We start from the raw sequence: 21196 nt of genomic DNA on the forward strand, positions 1-21196 counted from the left end.
CTCGTCTAATTATAACTAATCTAACTTGAATTATTTGATTAAAAAGTAGGTGGAATTATGCATGTTTATAAATGGCTGATAATTGCTATTTTTTCTTTCGTCCTTGTCGGCTGCGGTGCCAATAACACGCTCGATCCTGCAGATAAACAGGAGAAAGGACAGATCAATTTATCAAAAGTTTCAACAAAGCAACCTATTAACCAAGCACCTGCTAATAGAGCAAAGGATATGCTAAGAGAACATTCCGAAATAACTGCTATTTATGCTGTCAATACAGATAAGCAATTATTAGCGACGATAGAAATAGAGCATATGCAACGATTTAAGCTGCAAAAAATGAAGAAACAACTTACAAAAAAACTTCAGAAAGCTTTTCCAGATTTAAAGGTGGAATTATCAGCAGACAAAAAGATTATCATGGAAATGGAAAAGCTGGAGAAAAATTTAGAAGAGAAGCAATATAGTAAAAAAGAATTGAAAAAAGAAGTAAAACGGATTATTGATTTTTCTAAAGAACAAACATAGGGAAAGAGGGAGCATAAGATGGCAGATAAGAAAAAGAAAAATTCACCTCCTGACGTTCAGGAGTATCAAGCATTTCAACAACAAAGGGAAGTAAAAAGACCTGTATTTATAAATTGCCTGAAAGCTTTTTTTGTTGGTGGTTTTATTTGCTTCATTGGTCAGCTTATCTCTACTTTTTATATGTATTTTTTTCATTTTACCGAGCAAACAGCCGGGAACCCAACTGTAGCTACATTAATATTTCTAACCATGCTTTTAACTGGATTCGGTTTCTATGATCGAATAGGACAATTCGCTGGAGCTGGCTCTGCTGTCCCTGTAACCGGATTTGGCAATGCCGTCATTTCATCAGCAATTGAACATCGTACCGAAGGATTCATCCTAGGTGTAGGTACGAACATGTTAAAGCTAGCTGGTCCCGTGATCGTCTACGGTGTTTTTGCAGCGTTTGTTGTCGCATTGATTAAAACGATTTTAATCCAATGGGGTGGATTATAATGCTTCAAGGACATCAAACGTGGGTATTTGCAAATCGACCTGTTATCGTATCAACCGGAACAGTTGGTGGACCATTCGAAGCAAATGGTAGTATTTCTGAGGATTTTGACCTATTGCATAAAGATATGTGGATTGGGCAGGCATCCTTTGAAAAAGCACAACAAACATTAATGGAAGAAGCATGTCAAATCACCCTAAAAAAAAGCTCCATTGAAAAAGAACAAGTAGAATTCTTTATCAGCGGTGATTTAATTAATCAGATTACGCCAACGAACTTTACTGCCAAAACAATCGGAATCCCTTTTTTTGGTTTATTTAATGCTTGTGCAACTTCTATGGAAAGCTTAGCATTAGCAGCTATGATTATTAACAATAAAGGAGCAAATTATATTTTAAGCGGAACGGCAAGCCATAACGCTTCTGCTGAACGACAATTTCGTTACCCTACCGAATACGGGGGTCAAAAACCTCCTACAGCTCAATGGACCGTAACGGGTGCAGGTTGTGCGCTCATTGCTCAACAGGGTCAAGGTCCTGTCATTACTTCGGCAACCATCGGAAAAGTCATTGATATGGGAATAACTGATCCTTTTAATATGGGGGGAGCGATGGCACCAGCAGCAGTCGATACAATTGAGAAACATTTCAAAGACCGAAACCTCTCCCCTGATTATTATGACTTGATTATTACAGGTGATTTAGGTCACATTGGTCGAGAAATATCTTATGACTTGCTTACGGAACGAGGGTTAGCCATTAAAGAGGAGCAATATGTAGATTGTGGTTTAACCATATACCGTGAAGGACAACCTGTATTAGCCGGTGGGAGTGGATCTGCGTGTTCAGCAGTAGTTACTTATGGACACTTCCTCAATCGAATGAAAGCTGGTGAATTAAAACGGATACTAGTTGTAGCAACTGGTGCACTTCATTCACCAATGAGTATACAACAAAATGATCCTATTCCATGCATCGCACATGCAGTATCCATTGAAAATTGAAACGGGAAGTGATAGTATATGATCTTTTTTTGGGCTTTTGTAATTGGTGGACTGATTTGTGTCATTGGCCAATTATTATTCGATATTTTTAAATTAAATCCCGGACAAACTTTATCTATATTAGTTGTCACCGGCGCCATTTTAGATGGCTTTGGTCTTTACGAGCCATTGATCGATTTTGCCGGCGCGGGTGCAACCGTACCTATTACCAGTTTCGGTAACTCCTTAGTTCATGGTGCTATGGCAGAAGCAGAAACACATGGTTTGGTCGGAGTGGTGACTGGAATGTTTGAAGTAACCAGTGCGGGAATCTCAGCTGCCATTATTTTCGGGGTCATCGGCGCACTCATTTTCAAGCCAAAAGGGTAAGGGGGTTGCTAGAATATGACAATCGGTGCACAAGTGAAAGGATGCTATTCCGCAATTAAAAGTGTAGAGGCTTCCTTGCAAATTTTAACCGCTAAAACAAATGAACAAGAACAACAGGCTAAATTAAAGGAAGTGGAACGAATTATTACCGAAGTCAAAAAAGATTTGCGGCAGCAGGTTATTCGTTTATCCAAAGAAGAACCTCAGTATAAATAATGCTAAGAGAGGATACTGCATATGCCAGAATGGATTGAAGTCATCATCCGGTCATTTTCTTTATTAATTATCCTTTTTTTCATGACAAAATGGTTAGGAAAAAAGCAAATATCACAATTAAATATATTTGAGTATATCACTGGTATTGTTTTAGGTGGAATTGTTGCTATACATACGATAGATCCTGATAGCAACTTCATTTACGCTATACTATCGATGTTTATTTGGTTTATTATCCCCTTTGCTGTTGAATATATATCGCTAAAAAGCAAACGATTTCGCGATCTTACAGATGGTAGAAGCACTGTGTTTATTCAAGATGGTAAAATAATGGAAGACAACCTTAAACAAGAAGGATATTCGACGGATGATTTGCTCGGTAAATTAAGAGATAACGGCGTATTTTTAGCATCTGATGTTGAATTTGCTGTCCTTGAGCCATCCGGAAACTTAAATGTACTTCCAAAGAAGGAAAACCGTCCTTTAACAGCCAAAGACTTAGGGCTAAAATTAGCCCCGGAAAAGGAGCCCCAAACAATTGTAATGGATGGAGAAATTTTATTGGAATCACTTGCGAATCTATCGTTAAATAAAAATTGGCTGGAAACAGAACTGGATAAGCAGAATGTCAGTATTGAAAATGTTTTTCTTGCTCAAGCAGATAATAACGGACAATTATATCTTGATTTATACGATGACAAAATAAGTGTACCAGAGCCAACTGAAAAAGCACTATTATTGGCAAATATGAAGAAATGTCAGGCTGACTTGGAATTATTCGCTTTAGCTACAGAAAACAAGCAAAGTAAAGCTTTATATGAGCGTAACAGTGAAAAATTAAAACATGCTATTCAGCTTATTCAGCCTTACTTATAAAGTAAATCTTCTATCAGTGGAGGTTTTCATTCATCCCCACTGATCGTTATCAGTCCATGGGTATGAGCTAAAGGCCTCTTACGAAATAGGGTATTTAGGTGCTGTTATCTCCCACTTAGACTTTTGTTGCAGTACAAAACTATCCAACTCCCAAAGCGAGAATCTTACAGCACCTTATATGCCGGATAAATGAACGAGGTAACTAACTAAGGAAAGCATCACAAAAAAATAGGTAACAGATGTTTCAACTCTCCCTAATACAAAGGAGACGAAAAAGTAAATAAACCGGGTTCAACCTTTTGTTCTACCAGCTTTTCGTGTAAAATAGAGTAGCTATCTTAATTTATACACGAAAAGGAATGAACTAATATGAAAGATAAAATAAAAGCGTATCGCTTTCCGATTATATTACTTATTTCGATTATAATTGGTTCCATCATCGGGCTTTCTTTTGGCAAAGATGCCACGGTTATTAAGCCACTAGGTGATTTATTCATCAATTTACTGTTTATGATTGTTATTCCACTCGTTTTCTTTACTATTTCTTCTGCTATAGCAAGTATGGACAGTATGAAGCGCCTCGGTAAGATTATGGGCTCAATGATAACTGTATTTGTTGTTACTGGTATTATCGCTGCCGTTTTCATGTTAATTGCTACTATTATTTTCGAACCAGGTTCTGGTGTGGATATACCGCTTGTAGAGCCTGAAGAAGTGCAAGAAGAAATGAGTTTGTCTGAACAACTAGTCCAAACGTTTACTGTATCTGATTTTGTGGATCTATTTTCACGCAATAATATGCTTGCACTTATTGTCTTCTCTATATTAGTTGGCGTGGCAACTGGACTAACTGGTGAAAAAGGAAAACCATTTACTTCATTTTTAACAAGTGGTGCTGAAGTATTTATGAAGATTATTCAGCTTGTCATGTACTATGCTCCTATCGGGTTGGGTGCTTACTTTGCCTCATTGGTTGGAGAATTTGGTACGGATTTGATTGGAGATTATGCTAAAGCGGTTATCATTTATTATCCTGTATCTATATTATACTTTGTCATCGGATTCACATTATATGCATTTATTGCTGGTGGAAAAATCGGAGTTTCCCGTTTTTGGAAAAACATTCTTGCTCCAGCTGCAACATCGCTTGGTACTGGAAGCAGTGTCGCTTCATTACCAGCAAATTTACAAGCAGCAAAGCGAATCGGTGTGCCGAAAGATATTCGCGAAACCATCATGCCTCTGGGAGCAACGATTCATATGGACGGATCTTGTCTGTCAGCAATGCTAAAAATTGCTTTTGTGTTCGGTGTATTTAACCAAGACTTTTCTGGAATCGACACCTTTTTAACGGCGATTGGTATCTGTTTATTGTCTGGTATTGTAATGAGTGGTATTCCGGGAGGTGGCTTTATGGGAGAAATGATGATTATTACACTATATGGCTTACCATTGCAAGCTTTGCCAATTATTTCTGCCATCGGAGTAGTGGTTGATCCGCCAGCTACAATGGTCAATGTTACAGGCGATACCGTTTCCAGTATGCTTGTGACCAGACATTTAGAAGGAAAAGATTGGATTAAAAAAACAGATATTGCTTAGGCTTGGATATAACTCATCTGGTCACTCTACAAGCGAGTGATGCAATCATTTAGCTTCGGAAATATACCTAGACTAAGCGGGAAAAGGCGTCTGTGGGACTCATAGCGCACGAGAAGGCCACAGACGAACCCTAAGATGCACGAAGTATATTTCCAAAGCGGGTTATTTGCATCACGGTTATTTCTAAATAGTTCCGGTTTTACTTTGATATAAACCCTTTTGTTCCAGCCTTATTTTATTTAAATACATCAATGGCAATTTTTCCAAATTGGCTATTTTCTTTTAAGTAATGAAACGCCTGTTGGATATCTTCCAATTTAAAAGTACTATCGACCACTGGATGCATTTGATATTGCTCTACATGCGTAAGCATTGCTTTCAATTCTTGTCTACTCCCCATGGTTGACCCTAATAATTGATATTGTCCATAGAAAAAGGCGCGTAAATCTAATTGAACAGTATCTTCTGTAGTTGCCCCGAACACAACGATTTTCCCGCCTTTTTTCAACACATCCAACGAGCGTTGAAAAGTAGCTCTTCCAACACTATCAATGACCAAATCAATCTGTTCATCAGCTAGCTCTTGATTCCAATCGTCCTCATGAAGTACTCCTCTATCCGCACCAAGCGATTGTGCCTTGTTTAGTTTCTCCTTACTTCGGGAACTGACAATCACTCTCGCACCAATATTTTTAGCAAATTGAATCAAATACGTTGCGACACCACTACCTGCTCCAGGAATAAATACGGTGTCACCCGCCTTTACTTGTCCCTTTGTAAACAATGCACGAAAAGCAGTTAAACCAGACAATGCGAGTACACTTGCTTCTTCCCACGTTAAGTGGGCAGGCTTTTTCTCAATTTGCTGAAAATCGATGGTAATCTTTTCTGCAAAAGTACCGTGATCCGGCATGCCTAATATTTCAAAACCTTTCGGAGGCGCATCTGCATTGTCGTACCATCTTAAAGCGGGGTTAATAATGACCTCATCGCCAATGGCAACATTTTTAACTTCTTGTCCAACTTGTTCAATGACCCCTGCACCATCTGAACCTAAAATCAGCGGCTCATTTATTCCTTTTCTGCGCTCAGGAATATATAAATCGCGGCGGTTGAGTCCAGCCATTTTCAAACGAACGACCACTTCATTCGCTTTAGGCTGTAGCTCATCCGTTTGGGTCACTTGTAATTTCCCATTTTCATGTACAAACGCTTTCATTGCATATTCTCCCTTCTTTTCATATTTTCTAAGAGATGTAGAAAATTGGTGGCTATCACTATCCAGATCCAATAAAGTCAATCAATAGTCCCCTCTTTCATCGGCATCGATAGTTAATAGACCAGACGATGGTCTAAAGACCTCTCTGCACAAATCAGGATTTTGACTTGTAGTTCGATCCTTCTCTTATTCTTAGAGGTCTACCTTGCTAGTATTAAAGGTTGAGTCTACTGCCAATTATATGCGGATAAATCAGGGGATGCTACAAAAACATATCAATGTACACCCTTTTTTAAATACTACCCTTTAGAAAAATGTGCTAAACGCTTCTAGCTGTTTCTTATCCATAATATCATGATTGAACAAAGGAACGTACCATTTTTGTTGTGTTTTGAACTTTTCTTCAATTTGTTGTACATAGGCTTGTTCCATTTGTTTACGCTTTAAAAAGAATTCCCCTTCCACCTGTTGGGGTAATAATTTATTTATAATTAATGTTTTCACATAAAGCTGATGCTTGGCAAGTAATCGGATTGCCTTGTCGGTTTCTGTAATGGACAGACTTTCTGGGTTCACTACAAATATAAAACCCGTTATGTCTCCATTTAATAATAATTCTCTTGCTTTTCTAAAACGTTCTTTTCTTTCGTTGAGCACATCATAAATGGGATCTTCAATCGGTTCTCCATCATTTAGCAATTGGGTATAGTTTTTATTCGTTTTTTTCCTCCGTTGCAATAGTCCGTCTATCCACACGCCCATTAATTCTGGTAAAGTTAATAATCGAATCGTATGACCAGTCGGTGCTGTATCAACAATACATTGGTCATAATGGAGATGTTCTTCAATAATAATAGAGATAAGCTTATTAAATAACGCCGCTTCATCTGCTCCAGGTGAGGCTTTGGCGGTATCCAATTGCCGGTTCACCTCATCTGTCATAGATGGTTGTACAATACCTTTTATATTTTCCTTTACAGTGTTGATGTAAACGGTTGTTTCCTGTTCTGGATCGATTTCAATCACATCTAAATGCGTACTTACTTTTTTTATCCGTCCGCCGATTTTCTGTTCGAAAATATCTCCCAAATTATGAGCAGGGTCTGTCGAAACAAGCAATGTTTTCCGTCCTTCTCTAGCTCGTCTCCAAGCAAGTGCTGCTGCAGATGTTGACTTCCCTACTCCTCCTTTTCCGCCGATAAATACAATCTTTTTGTTGATATCTTCCATCTTCGAACACTCCTTTTTTAGCAACAACGAATCCCAGATAACGGTGACTTTTCCATCCCCATTCGCAGATGCCAATCATGAAATTTTTCCAGCATATATGGATATAATTCGAGTGTATAGTAATATACAGGATTCGGAATTCCGATCATTTCTGAATAAAGCAGTAGCAGGAAAATATCATCCTCATGCCTCAGCTCACGAGCAATCTCTTGACGGTGAGGCAAGCTGATTACTTCTTCATAATATTGGATGAGCTTTTTAATTTGCTCCAGCATAACGTTTTTCCTTCTTTCTTATAAAATTTACCACTGACTCGTATCTGCGAAGGATGAGGAAAAGGGTTCATCTGTCTTTGATCCCTTTTCCTTTCCTACCCCTTTGAACGATCAAAGTTTAATCGTCGATATTTTGCTGTGCATTACCACTTAATACGGAGAACGCAGTAATAATAATCCAAATAGCAAAAACAAAAATGATGGCCCCGAGTACAAATAATAATGTATTCGGCTCTGTTCCAGCCCACGACCATTCAAACATCACTTGCTGGAACATGGCATATAGCGTCATCACCATTACAAATATCATTGGAATTATCACAACAGCATAATTTCTTCCCAGCCGCTTTAACCAAACAGCAATTAACATTAAACTAATCGCTGCTAATAATTGGTTTGCTGTTCCAAATAATGGCCATAGTTGATAACCTCCGGATCCAAAACCTTTAGGTCCTTCAGGAAGTAAAACAAGTGCTGCACTTGATAAAACAGCAATGGATGTTGCAACATGGGTTTTCGTTAATATTGGCAATTTGTACTCACTGCCTAATTCTGCAATGATATAGCGCATTAGCCGTACAGAAGTATCCAAGGTAGTTGCAGCAAAACTAACAACAATAATGGAAACGATCGTTACCGCGACATCAGCTGGAATTCCAATTCCTCCTGCTAGTACAGCAGCAGCTTCTACAAAAGTCCCCAAACCGTCAGCATTTGCATTCGCAAAACTACTGTAAACCGCTGAAAAATCAGCAGTACTAGTAAAAAATGTCGCTACAGCAATGATTGATACCAATGCTAAAATCCCTTCTCCAACTGCTCCAGCATAACCAACAAATCGGGCATCTGTTTCCTTATCTAGTTGTTTGGAAGACGTTCCAGATGAAACAAGCCCATGAAAGCCTGATATAGCTCCACAAGCAATCGTAATAAATAATAATGGAAGCCATGGCGTATCCGCATGAGGGTTCGTCACTGGCGCTGTCATTTCTGGATTGATAAAGATTAATCCCAAGTATAAAATTGCTAAACCAACGACAAGCTGGTGTGAATTAATAAAATCTCTTGGTTGTAACAATTTCCATACCGGAAGTGTTGAAGCAATATACACATAAACCATTAAGATAATAATCCAAATAAAGAATGCTGAGGAAACAGCGCCTAACCCAAATATTCCAGCACTCCCTTCTCCTCCCATCCATTGAACAAGGTCTATTTGCATCCATTCCATCTTGCTAGATAATATCGCTGCAAGATACATAACAGCCAATGCTATAACTGAAGGTACAAGCATCTTAATGTTTCGTTTATACACCGCATAACCAATCCAAATAGCTAAAGGAATTTGAATAAATACTGGTAGTACACTTGCGGGATAAGAAATAAATAAGTTGGATATCACCCACGCAAATACAGCATTAACCATAAGTACAAGAATTAAAATAATAAATAAAAACAGAATTTTCGCTCGCTGTCCAATGAGTCGATGTGCTAATGTACCAACAGATTGCCCCTTATTACGTACAGATAATACAATTGTTCCAAAATCATGTACCCCCGCGGCAAATACAGTGCCGAGAATAACCCATAAAAATGCTGGCAGCCAGCCCCAATATACGGCTATTGCAGGTCCCAATATAGGTGCCGCGCCGGCAACAGATGTAAAGTGATGTCCCCATAACACAAATTTATTCGTTGGTACAAAATCCACCCCATCATTATAGCGATGTGCAGGCGTGAGATAATTAGGATCTAACCGAAAAATCTTCTCCGCTACAAATTTCGAATAATATCGGTACCCTAACGCAAAAACAACCATACCAATAAAAGCTACTAATATACCTGACATACATTCTTCCCCCTTTTGTTAAAAGATAAGAAAGCATAAAATGATGTGCTTATGGATAGCGAAAAAACCGACTAGTCCCGTCCGGCGCATGAGCCCAGCAACTGGGAGACTATAGAAATGCGCCCTACGATAAGGCCTCATCGGTGGTTCGCCTCTAAGAGGAAGGCCGACTAAAAACGTGCTTGCCGCACAGGCGTCGGCATACCCCTGTTTTTAGTGGCATGATTCCTTTATCTTTAGTTGATTCGTTCCATTCGCTACGTTGCTAAACGGGCGCTTGCTCCTTTGTTCATTACGAAACGATCTTGTTAAACATTTATGTGTAATCGCTTTATTTTAGTACGATTTTAGCCTATAATATTTTGAATGTAAAATATTTTGAAACAATTGGTTTAAACTATATAAAATAAAGCGACACCATACATGTCTTTCTCGTATTAAACTAAAAAAATCACTAAAGACACTGCAAATACAGTGCCTTTAAGTAGGGTACATATGGAAAAGTTTTATCAGCTGTACTTATTTACTCGAACTGATGAAAACAATGTTATCGAATTTTTTCTGGATACGTAGAGAAGCTAAACTTTTCTTCAGTTGTTTTTAACTGTGCTATAATACTTTACATGGCCAGCTAGATCTTCCATCTACCCATACACGTATCATAGTACCCATACTGCGATTGATGTTGCTACCAAAAGCCCAGCTATAACTGGGATGAAATTTTTCCTAACAAGCTCCATAACGGATACACCGCAAAACCCTGCTATCGCTACAAGTGAAGACCAGGCAACGAGTGTACCTCCTCCCGTCCAGATAGTCCCCATCTGTCCAATTGCAGCGAGTGTTGCTACATCCATATTATTTGACGATAATGAAGCTGCTAATGCACCTGTTAAAGGGAGCCCTGAAAAACCAGAACCATCTAATCCAGTAATGATCCCAATTATCAAAATACTAACCGCTGCTAGCCATTGATTTTCAGGTAAATATGACTGTGTAGACTGGACTAAATCAAATAAAAATGCAGGGGCGCCCTCTTCGATGCCTAATATTGATCCTGCAAAGTCTGAACTGCCTAAAAAGAAAAACCCTGCTATCGGAATTACTGGTCCCATCGCTTTAAATGCAAACACAAAACCATCTGTAATATGCTTCGTAATGTAGTCCAGAGCTTGCTGCTTTCGAAGAGCCACCGTTGATAATAATAGAAGAATAACAGCAACACCACCAATAAATGCCGCTCCATCTCCTCCTTCAAAACCACTCATTCTCCCAGAATTTAGTTTTTCATAAACCATGTAAATGACAACTGCAGCTAATGTTAAAGGAACGAAAATAGCAAATACTTTACTCCATTTGGTACGTATTTCCTTTTGTGGATCATCAATGGGGTCTTCTTGAGAAGTCTGCATATTAGCTAACTCTTGTACGTTTATTGGATCATCGGCACGACGTATCTTTTTACGAGTGAGTATATACGCTAAGCTAATTGCAATAGTCCCCGTTATAAGCGATAAAATCAGGGCTTGTTCTGCGACTGCCGTTGTTGATACACCAGCCGAAGATGCAGATAAACTTGGCGCTACTTGCACAACATAGTCTGAGGATAAAGCCATCCCTTGCCCAGCTATGGCGATAGCAACTGCTGCTGTAATTGCTGGTAAGCCAGCACGAATAGCAGCTGGTACTAACAAGGCACAAATAAGTGGAACTGCGGGTGTTGGCCAAAAGAATAACGATATGATATACGTTACAACGATCAGGACAAAAAAGGAAATATGTCCATTAACCATGATTCGCTGTATCGGCTGAATCATTCGCTTATCAGCCCCTAGATCTCTGAGAGAATTTAATAATGCAAGCATGAATGTAATGATTAAAAAAATGCTAAATAGTTCTTTTGCGGCAACTAAATTAGCTTGAAAGATAGCCTTAAATCCTTCAATAATACTCCCTTTGTATAACCATGCTATTAAAAATGTTCCTAATAAAGTTGGTAAAACGACCCCTTTTCGCATAATCATCGTTCCTATGATGAGCAACGTAAAAAGACCGTATAGATAGTGAGATAAAGAAAGCTCCACCATTTAACCTTCCTCTCCGAAAGTAGTGTTCTTTAGCCTATGCAAGCTGTCTGGATTTAGTTCAGTTTGGTGGATGAAGCAATTAAGCGGGGCTTCGTAAAATATAGTCGAATTATATCTTTTATAAAATACAATTAGCGTTTTAAATCTGGCGGAATAGTAAGTTAAACTCTAGTACGATGAAGTTCCATTTCAATGCAGTGGTTATTTTGTTTCGTTCCTCGCTCTCCTACTCAGACTTCAAATAGCAACCATTATGTCTTTACAAACAATCAGCTTAACGAAGCAAAAGTATAGAAGAGAAATTTCCTTTGGATTACTTATTGTATATATGTTTTGAAAATGTATAAGCTGATTTACCACCTTCCATAAAATGAATGTTTTGCAGCTAATAATTACTTCCTACTGTAAATGTATCCATATTTTTCCCACATAGAAAAAGGTTAAGCGAAACATTTGCCCAACCTTTTTCTTTCAAGTCTGCTACATTAAAAGCAATGTCAATAGGGAAAACTTGTTTGTCAAGGAACCCCTTATCGACACTGCTTTTATTGTTTGCGAAAAAGTCTTATCCCTGCACTAGTACAACTAACAGGTTCAAAGGGGCTGAACAACGTCACCCTCAGCCAGTGGGCTCCCCTTAACGACTTTAGATACTTATTCTATTGGTAAAAGCTTTCTTGCATTTACTAATTAGAAATTCAAAAAGCAGCTTCTTCTATACTAAAGCCATGTATTCATTTACATCTTTGATGCATTCCTGAATAGCCTCTTCCCAAAATGCCGTTTGGCTTAAATCTACTCCTAAATGTTTCATAGCTAATTCTTCTACCGTCATTCGTCCTGTATCACGTAACAATGAAATATAAGCATCCTCAAAGCTTCGCTCTCCCCTTTTAGCTTTTGCATAAAGTCCATTACTAAATAAATAACCGAATGTATAAGGGAAATTATAAAATGGCACACCTGTAATATGAAAATGAAGTTTAGACGCCCAAAAGGTTGGGTCATATTCTGAAAGTGTATCACAATAAGCTTCTTTTTGAGCTTCTACCATGATATGATTTAATCGTTCAGTAGAAACTACTCCTCGCTTACGTTCTTCATAAAACCGTGTTTCAAATAAAAAGCGAGCGTGAATATTCATAAAAAACGCCACACTACGTTGAATTTTATCCTCCAGTAAGGCTTGCTTATCTTCTAGGGAAGATGCCTGTTGCAAGGATGCTTCCGCTACAATCATTTCTGCAAAAGTAGAGGCAGTTTCTGCCACATTCATCGCGTATCTTTGATTTAAGCCATTCACATCATTCATCACATATTGATGGTACGCATGCCCTAATTCATGTGCTAACGTAGCGATATTACTAGCAGTTCCGGAATACGTCATAAAAATACGTGTTTGCTCACTATATGGAAAACTTGTGCAAAAACCACCAGGGCGTTTACCTGGGCGATCTTCTGCTTCAATCCAGCGCTTTTCAAAAGCCATTTCCGCAAAATCGGCCATTTGGGGACTGAATTTACGGAATTGTTCTACAATAAAATGAGCTCCTTCGTTATATGTATATGTTTGAACCGTTTTGCTAACTGGAGCTGTCACATCATAAATTCCTAACTTGTCCACACCGAGAAGCTCGGCCTTTTTATTTAAATAACGAACGAAATGATCCTTGTGCTCGGTAATCGTCGACCACATCGCCTGTAATGTTTCCTGTTTCATTCGATTGATCATTAATGGTTCCATGAGCACATCATTCCAACCTCTATGCTTATACATCTCTAAACGAAAACCAGCTAAATGATTCAACGTTTGACTAAATAGCTCGGCCTGCGACTTCCATGCCTCAGAAAGCTTGGTGAATACGTGTTTGCGAAAATTACGTTCAGGATGTGTGAGTTTATTCGTTGCTTGACCTATGGAATAATGATGAACGCCGTTTTCTTCTTCTAATGCAACCTCCATTTTACCTACAATAACATCATACATTTGCCCCCACGCATGGTATCCATCCTTGGCTAAATCATTTATGATTGCCTCCTGCTCGACAGGCAACATTTTTTGTGCCTGTTCACGATATTCCTGTAGGACAAATTTAATCTCTTGTAATGATGCATATCTTTCAAAAATATTCCAGTCTGATTCTGTTATTTCCCCTAGCTTTTGCTTTAACTTTGATTGTATCCCACTAAATTTCGCATTCAATTGGGACCGCTCACCTAATAAAGATTGCACATGCTTGTCATTTGTATCTTGCGCATGTAAACAACTAATAAACGCAAAAGCTTCTCTCATCATCTTCATCGTCCGTTCCAATTGCTCACATACATGTAAGAGTGCTTCCATATTTTCTGTTGTAGCTTTGGTATCAAACTGAAGAACATTAGAATCAAGTTTATTCATTTCGTGCTCTACCGTTTGCAAATATGTGCGAAACTCCGTAGATTTACTTCCCCCAGGGAAAATAACTTCTAAATCCCACGTTTGTTTGTGGTTTAATTGTTCCAATATAAACCCTCCTATTGTTAGAAATTTCACTACATATGTAAGTATACCAAACATTGCCTTGATTTTTTACAAAATGAAGCTCAATCAGTATGATTTTCTTTCAGTCCACTGCTTACTGGCGTTGAATCAACCACTTTAGCTTTATCCTGCTCAGTTTCACTTCACCGTACACAAGATTGGGGCTTACCTCCAGTTACAAAGTGAAACTTTGCCTTACAGCTAATGCAGAATAAATTGGCACCTAAATAATTACTTGACAACATAGACTTTCTATTTTACACTAAGTTACATAAAGTAATAATAAGTGATTAATTATCATGGAGGGAATGTACATGACAAAAACGGTTTGGAATGTAGACACAATTCACAGTGAAATTGGATTTTCAATCAAGCATATGATGATTTCAAAAGCCAAAGGAAGATTTAATTCATTTAATGGTAAAATCGAAGCTGATTTGGATCAATTTACGGATGCAAATATCCAATTTACCATTGATGTAAACAGTATTGATACACGTAATAAAGACCGTGATGATCACTTACGTTCAGCAGATTTTTTCAATGTGGAAAATTATCCAACAGCAACTTTTACCTCCACAGATATTCAGAAAAAATCTGACAACCAATATGAAGTGATTGGTGATTTAACGCTTCGTGGGACTACCAAAACAGTGACCCTTGACGTAATTGTTGCAGGTCAAAGTAAAGATCCAATGAGCGGAAATATGGTTGCTGGTTTTAGCGGAGAAACTACTATTAGCCGTAAAGATTTCGGTCTGACATGGAATACAGCTATTGAAACAGGCGGCGTTCTGCTTGGGGACGACGTAAAAATTAGTTTCGAAATTGAAGCACATAAACAAGCTTAGTTTATCTAAATCATTGAGGCTGGGACATATCTAAAGCGGCTGTTTAAAAAAAACGAACAATAAATCGCCAATTGTGTATACGCAAGTTTTAGCGTAGTCAAAATAGGTAGACTCCTGCGGGATCAGCGCGAGCTGAAGATCCCACAGGAAAGCGGTTTTTGCTTTCCGAGGAAGCTGAAGAGACCTGTGGAAAGCGAAGTATTTTGACATAGCGTTTGATAAAAATTTTTTAATGGAACAAAGGCGCAAGCGCCCGTTTAGCAACGTAGCGAATGGAACGAATCAACTAAAGATTTAGGAATCATGCCACTAAAAACAGGGGTATGCCAACGCCTGAGCGGCAAGCCCGTTTTTAGTCGGCCTTCCCCTAGCGACGAACCGATGAGGCCTTATCGTAGGGCGCATTTCTAAAGTCGCCTAGTTGCTGGGCGCTTGCGCCGGACGTGGCTTCGGTTATTTCGTTATCTCCAAGCACCTAATTTTATACTTTCTTATACTATTAGAAAAACTTGGCTTGGCCCCAAGTCTTATGGCGGAAGCCTTTGTTTTTCTTATACTATAAACCAAAAAATCTTATACTTTCCTATAGTGCAAATAGGCTGAACAATTATAAATGGATTGTTCGGCTTTTGCTATATAGTATTTGCTTATGTCCCACCCTCATGTTTACTTTTGTATATCTTTCTCAAAATGTTCTACGATGTCTGATGAAAAAACACGGACAACCAATTGTCCATTCTTGGCATGCGCACGTAGTAAAAGCGGTTGATTATACCTATTTTTAAAACTAAAGTCTGGTCCCCACCAACTGACTGTTGCATCTTTTCCTGGCGGTACATACGGTACATGCTTGCTATGTGCATATCTTTCTACAATTTCGATTCCCTTTAAATTAACAGCATTAAATAAAGTCGACGAGACTTGGCAAATACCTCCGCCAATATCCTCAGCCAGCTCTCCTTTTACAATAACAGGCGCCCGCTTATATCCCTTTTTCTCTGTTCTCTCCCCAACTACTTTATTAAATGAAAATAACTCACCAGGAAATATAACATGACTATCAATTGCTTGCGCGGCAAGCTCAATATTTGTTGTTCTCTCCTCATTGTTTTTTTTAAAATGAGTGACGTAACTACCTAATTGCTTTTGACTAATTTCTGTTAATAAACCTTTATCCACGCGAGGATATACAGGCTTCACCGGAACTTTAAACTCTTGGATGTTTGGATTATAAAATGCTTCTCGGAAATCAATTTGAAACTGATCCGCATCAATCGTAACTCCTGGTTTTCCAGGGGTGATTTTCCCTACACGGTCTATTTTTGCATTTATAGGGTCTTGGTAAACCTTTTGTTTTAATTGTCCAATTAGCGTCTGCAATTTAGAGTTATTAATAAACAGCTTGTCGATGTTGTCTAAAGCATATTGATTTATTTCTACACGCTTTATCATAATCTCAGCCGGCATATCTTTACTTGCTGAAATACTATGGATTGGTAACAATATAAATCCTAACAAGCCCAAACAAATGATGACTCGTTTCATGGCAACAACCTCCTGCAATTAGTATAAGTAAAATCAGCAAAGATCATTCAAGAAAGGAAAGAATCTTAGATAAATGGCAGGGTTTCATTGAGCGAGAACAAAGGCGCAAGGCGCCCGTTTAGTAACGTAGCGAATGGAACGAATCAACTAAAGATTTAGGAATCATGCCACTAAAAATAGGGGTATGCCGACGCCTGAGCGGCAAGCCCGTTTTTAGTCGGCCTTCCCCTTAGCGACGAACCGATGAGGCCTTATCGTAGGGCGCATTTCTAAAGTCGCATCGTTGCTGGGCGCTGAAGCCGGACGTGGCTATTCAGTTATCCCTTATCCCAAAGCAACAAATTTTATACTCCCTCTATATAATAACGTTTTCTCTTGTTTTCTTTGTTTTTCTTATACTATACACCAAAAAAATCTTATGCTTTCCTATAGTGTAAAAAAGACCACCTCACCTAATAGGATGAGATGGTCTGCTTGTAGTTACCTAAAGTCTCTGGTTTCTTCCATATAATCACTTAACAGTCGATACCCAATTAATGAAGCAATAACTAAGAAAATTCCACACAACGTTTTATTTTTCATATTCGTAAGCCTCCCTATAAATTTTAAATCATCTTAGGCTGTGAACATCTTAAAATGGACGAAATTTCCCTTTTTTAAGTACTAATTTTGGTCCACCCATAAGGAATAGAGAACGATTATCTACTACCTTTTTCATTGCTGCAGCTGCTTTTCCTTTAAGTTTGTAATCATTAAAAACATTCCCAATACCATCCGAATGTCCAAGCGAAGCAACTGTTCCCTTGCTGTTAAAGACAAAATCAGTTAACGGTTCATTGTTTAATAAAGCAACCAAGTTTGCTGCTACCACATCTGCCTCTTGCATAGCTAATTGAGCAGTTGGCGGATACGGGCGATCTGCTTCATGATCCCAAACCCATGAACAATCTCCTATAACGAAGATATTCTCTTCACCTGGCATGCGTAAATCACCGTTGACATTTACTTTACCTTTCGTCAATTCAAAGCCAGAATCTCCTAACACAGAGCTTCCCTTTACCCCGCCTGTCCAAACAATCGTACCGGCTTTAATTAATTCTTTATCTTCACCAACAATAAACCCTTCTTCGGTACATTCTGAAATAGGTGCGCCAATTTTGATTTCCACACCACGATCTTCCAATGATTTCTTCGCATAAGCAACTAATTCTTTATCAAACATTGGCAGGATGGACGGGGCAGCCTCTACGTTAATAATTCTTACTTTATTACGGTCAATATCATATTTCTTACATAATTGTGGCACACGTTCTGCAAGCTCACCAACAAATTCAATACCTGTAAATCCAGCTCCACCAACCAGAATATTTAAGCTATGCTCGTCAACGTCTTCGCCTGATCTGTATTTTGCAAATTGGTATTCTATGTGTTCACTAATCAAGCGGCTGGAATCAATATCTTCAATGGCAAATGCATGTTCCGCCATTCCTTTAATACCAAAATCATTGGACTCAAATCCAAGCGCAACAACAAGGTAATCATATTCCAGTTCACTGTTTTCTAAAATGACGCGTTGATTATCTTTATCGATTTTAGTTACAGAATCAAATACAAGTCGTACTTTATTTGGATTAATAACATCACTTATAATAACACGTGCTTGGTTTGGATTAATCGTACCTGCAGCTACTTCATGTAACCAGGTAGATTCATAATGGTAGTTATGCTTGTTTACTAAAACGATTTCTGCTTGTTCAGGAGACAGCTTTTGCATTAAGCGTTTTGTTGTCGTTAGCCCAGCGTACCCTGCCCCCAACACCACTATCTTTGGTTTATTTAGATTCATAAAAACTTCCACCTTCCTATACTTACTTATATATTGCAGGAAAAGCGCTCTTTTATTAAATATAAATGAAAATGATATATACGCCCATCCTTTATTTACAATATAATTATCATAACAAAAATTTCATATTTAGGCTATTAACAAGAAGCTTCTCTCCCTGTTCCACTTTAAACCGACTTTCATAATGATAGATTTCTAACCCTGATCGACAATGATTCGCCCTAATCGGTTGTTGTATGTTACAACCAAAACGTTAAATTATATGAAGCAGAGCGCTATAGTCTTATCCTCTTAGGCCCCTCCTTTTTTATCAATATCCAACTTTTCCCTCCAGTTAAACGTATTTTTAAACGCTTTCAATAATTTATGTTATAATTTCATAATAACGTATATAAAGAAAAAACGGAACAAGGTGGGATGTTTTAATGCAACAAACAGAAGTCCGTGTCATTAATCATAAAGGGGAAGATGTAACACCAAACGGCATGGAAATTGGCGATATTATTGTAAAGGGGAATGGTGCATTACAGCATGCGGAACACCAGCAAACGCTGGGGGATGGTTGGATTTTCACGGGAGATAAAGGAACCGTAGATGAACATGGTCGTATTCATGTACAAGAAGCTCGAAAAGATATTCCGCAGGCAACTGGTGCAATTTCTACAGCTTATTTGGAACAAATTTTATTGCAGCATCCATCTATACAAGAAGCCGCAGTAATCCCTGTGCCGCATAAAGAAAAGGGAGAAATTGCGCACGCTTTTATTGTCCTTAAGGAAAAAAAAGCTGCAATCTCCGAAGAAGCACTTATTTCATTTTGTGAACAACATTCAGAAGATTCTACCTATCCATCCAGAATTTCAATTGTAGATGATTTGCCGAAAACATCGAGCGGAAAAATATTAAAAGTAGAATTAAGAAACAGACTCTAACACATCATTAAAATATTTTATCCTATTAGCACTCCCTTATGAAAAAATAGAAGCCGACTACAAAATGGCTCTATACTATTGACAAATTCCATTTAAATTGGGATAATACAAAAGATAAATTGATACGGTTACCTTTAATTCAGTCCCGTGAGGCTGCCAAGGTGAAACAGATAAGATTCTGTTATAAAAGGAATAAGTAGGCAACTTTTTCTTTTATGGAAGCACCCTGCACAAACACGGCAGGGTGCTTTTTTCTTATGCAGCGCGGTAACCGTTAAGCAAATAGGAGGAATACGTCTTGACACAACATAAAGAAATTCAAGTAGATGAGCGTTTGCCTTTATTAACGAGCTTACCACTTAGTATTCAACATTTATTCGCCATGTTTGGCTCAACAGTGCTTGTCCCGATATTGTTTGGAGTGAATCCGGCAACGATCTTGATGATGAATGGGCTCGGTACGTTAATTTATTTGTTTATTACAAAAGGAAAAATCCCCGCCTATTTAGGCTCTAGTTTCGCATTTATCTCCCCTGTTTCCGCAGTTTTGGCAGATTATGCTGGTGGAGAAGGTTATGGCTATGTTTTAGGTGGATTTTTAGCAGTGGGGGTTATTCTTTGCCTCGTTGCTTTTGTAGTTAAACTTGCTGGAACAAACTGGATTGATGTGATATTTCCACCAGCAGCTATGGGCGCAATTGTTTCCGTTATTGGATTAGAACTTGTCCCTACTGCTGCAGAAATGGCTGGCTGGATTGCTCCAGCTGGTGCAGATGACACATGGACGATTAATACAGATACAGCGATCGTAGCATTGCTTACCTTATTAATAACGATCATTTGCTGGGTGACACTACGTGGGTTCTTAAAAATCATCCCTATATTAATTGGTATTATAGCAGGCTATATCATTGCCTATTTTTTCGGACTCGTCGATTTTACAGCTGTACGTGAAGCAAGCTGGCTTTCCGTGCCAGAATTTTATCAAATGAAATTCGATTGGGGGGCTATTTTAACTATCTTACCAGCTGCCATCGTTCTTGTTCCTGAACATATTGGTCACCTTTTCGTAACAGGAAACATCGTAAAAAAAGACTTGACCAAAAATCCAGGGCTTGACCGTTCCCTAGCTGGGAATGGAATTTCTACGATTATTTCCAGCTTTTTTGGTTCAACACCAAATACAACATACGGCGAAAATATTGGTGTCTTAGCTATTACAAGAGTATATTCCACATGGATAATCGGTATGGCTGCAGTAATCGCAATTATATTATCGTTTGTCGGCAAGCTTGCAGCACTAATCTCTTCTATTCCTACAGCTGTTATGGGAGGTATATCCTTACTTCTATTTGGGATCATCGCAGCAAGTGGATTACGCATGTTAGTAGAAGCAAATGTCGATTATAATCGTTCACAAAATCTGATTCTATCCAGCGTTGTGCTTGTAATTGGTGTTAGTGGTACGACTGTTGAAATCGGTTCTGTAGCATTATCAGGCATGGGACTAGCTACGATTGTCGCTATTTTACTGAGCATCTTCTTTAAAGTATTGGATATTTTCAAAGTATCAAATGAAAGCTAGTCAAATATGATACGATAAAGTGAATTCCATTCGAGATAAAGTGAATCTTCAATCAGTGGGGATGTTCATTCAACCCCTACTGCTTGTTAGTACCGTAACGGTATGACCTAAAGGCCGTTGCTGTTATCTCCCATCAGATTATCCAACTCTTAAAGTGGGAGTTTTT

18 protein-coding genes are annotated in these 21196 nt (G+C 38.4%); 10 read left to right on the forward strand and 8 right to left on the reverse strand.

The features are described 5' to 3' along the window. Positions 1–57 precede the first annotated feature (57 nt). The 7 genes from KBP50_RS10665 (at position 58) to KBP50_RS10695 (ending at position 5087) form a co-directional block, all read left to right on the forward strand. On the forward strand, positions 58–525 hold the full coding sequence (locus KBP50_RS10665) for a YhcN/YlaJ family sporulation lipoprotein (protein WP_050352573.1): 468 nt from the start codon (positions 58–60) through the stop codon (positions 523–525). 18 nt (positions 526–543) lie between these two features. After that, positions 544–1023 carry a stage V sporulation protein AC gene (spoVAC, locus tag KBP50_RS10670; RefSeq protein ID WP_050352572.1) on the forward strand — a complete coding sequence of 160 codons (480 nt, stop codon included), beginning with the start codon at positions 544–546 and terminating at the stop codon, positions 1021–1023. After that, positions 1023–2024 (forward strand): stage V sporulation protein AD, encoded by a 1002-nt coding sequence (gene spoVAD / locus KBP50_RS10675; RefSeq protein ID WP_050352571.1) that lies wholly within the window; start codon positions 1023–1025, stop codon positions 2022–2024. The genes spoVAC and spoVAD overlap by 1 nt, the downstream gene beginning before the upstream one ends. An 18-nt stretch (positions 2025–2042) precedes the next feature. Then, positions 2043–2393 (forward strand): stage V sporulation protein AE, encoded by a 351-nt coding sequence (spoVAE, locus tag KBP50_RS10680; RefSeq protein WP_050352570.1) that lies wholly within the window; start codon positions 2043–2045, stop codon positions 2391–2393. Positions 2394–2408: 15 nt separating this feature from the next. Beyond that, positions 2409–2609, forward strand: coding sequence for a hypothetical protein (locus KBP50_RS10685; protein WP_050352569.1), 201 nt, complete (start codon positions 2409–2411; stop codon positions 2607–2609). 21 nt (positions 2610–2630) lie between these two features. Further along, positions 2631–3485, forward strand: coding sequence for a DUF421 domain-containing protein (locus KBP50_RS10690; RefSeq protein ID WP_050352568.1), 855 nt, complete (start codon positions 2631–2633; stop codon positions 3483–3485). A 369-nt stretch (positions 3486–3854) separates the two neighbouring features. Then, on the forward strand, positions 3855–5087 hold the full coding sequence (locus KBP50_RS10695; protein WP_050352567.1) for a dicarboxylate/amino acid:cation symporter: 1233 nt from the start codon (positions 3855–3857) through the stop codon (positions 5085–5087). Between the two features lie 235 nt (positions 5088–5322). Here the strand turns inward: KBP50_RS10695 and KBP50_RS10700 are convergent, their stop codons facing one another. The 6 genes from KBP50_RS10700 to KBP50_RS10725 form a co-directional block, all read right to left on the reverse strand. Next, positions 5323–6306, reverse strand: a complete 984-nt coding sequence (locus tag KBP50_RS10700) for a zinc-binding dehydrogenase (protein ID WP_050353527.1) — start codon at positions 6304–6306, stop codon at positions 5323–5325. 306 nt (positions 6307–6612) lie between these two features. Beyond that, the gene (locus KBP50_RS10705) at positions 6613–7536 is read right to left on the reverse strand and encodes an ArsA family ATPase (protein ID WP_050352566.1); all 924 of its coding nucleotides are present in this window, start codon (positions 7534–7536) and stop codon (positions 6613–6615) included. Positions 7537–7553: 17 nt separating this feature from the next. Then, entirely contained in the window at positions 7554–7811 is a 258-nt protein-coding gene (locus KBP50_RS10710; protein ID WP_050352565.1) for a cory-CC-star protein, read from the reverse strand. Between the two features lie 118 nt (positions 7812–7929). Continuing rightward, on the reverse strand, positions 7930–9660 hold the full coding sequence (locus KBP50_RS10715; protein WP_050352564.1) for a carbon starvation CstA family protein: 1731 nt from the start codon (positions 9658–9660) through the stop codon (positions 7930–7932). A 659-nt stretch (positions 9661–10319) separates the two neighbouring features. After that, the gene (locus KBP50_RS10720) at positions 10320–11744 is read right to left on the reverse strand and encodes a hypothetical protein (RefSeq protein WP_050353526.1); all 1425 of its coding nucleotides are present in this window, start codon (positions 11742–11744) and stop codon (positions 10320–10322) included. A 718-nt stretch (positions 11745–12462) separates the two neighbouring features. After that, entirely contained in the window at positions 12463–14307 is a 1845-nt protein-coding gene (locus KBP50_RS10725) for a M3 family oligoendopeptidase (RefSeq protein WP_082240969.1), read from the reverse strand. Between the two features lie 278 nt (positions 14308–14585). On the opposite strand from KBP50_RS10725, the gene KBP50_RS10730 reads away from it, so the two are divergent. After that, positions 14586–15122: a YceI family protein gene (locus tag KBP50_RS10730; protein WP_050352562.1), complete on the forward strand. Its 537-nt coding sequence runs from the start codon at positions 14586–14588 to the stop codon at positions 15120–15122. 666 nt (positions 15123–15788) lie between these two features. Here KBP50_RS10730 and KBP50_RS10735 read toward each other — a convergent pair. Then, on the reverse strand, positions 15789–16667 hold the full coding sequence (locus tag KBP50_RS10735; RefSeq protein WP_050352561.1) for a VanW family protein: 879 nt from the start codon (positions 16665–16667) through the stop codon (positions 15789–15791). A gap of 631 nt (positions 16668–17298) precedes the next feature. Beyond that, the gene (locus KBP50_RS10740; protein ID WP_050352560.1) at positions 17299–18513 is read right to left on the reverse strand and encodes an NAD(P)/FAD-dependent oxidoreductase; all 1215 of its coding nucleotides are present in this window, start codon (positions 18511–18513) and stop codon (positions 17299–17301) included. A gap of 425 nt (positions 18514–18938) precedes the next feature. Here KBP50_RS10740 and KBP50_RS10745 point away from each other — a divergent pair, with 425 nt between their 5' ends. Then, positions 18939–19445 (forward strand): AMP-binding enzyme, encoded by a 507-nt coding sequence (locus KBP50_RS10745; RefSeq protein ID WP_050352559.1) that lies wholly within the window; start codon positions 18939–18941, stop codon positions 19443–19445. Positions 19446–19743: 298 nt separating this feature from the next. Next, a complete protein-coding gene (uraA, locus tag KBP50_RS10750; RefSeq protein WP_050352558.1) occupies positions 19744–21030 on the forward strand; it encodes a uracil permease in 1287 nt (428 codons plus the stop codon). Positions 21031–21196: the final 166 nt, after the last annotated feature.

It is taken from the genome of Virgibacillus pantothenticus, from assembly GCF_018075365.1.
GTDB classification, from domain to species: domain Bacteria; phylum Bacillota; class Bacilli; order Bacillales; family Amphibacillaceae; genus Virgibacillus; species Virgibacillus pantothenticus.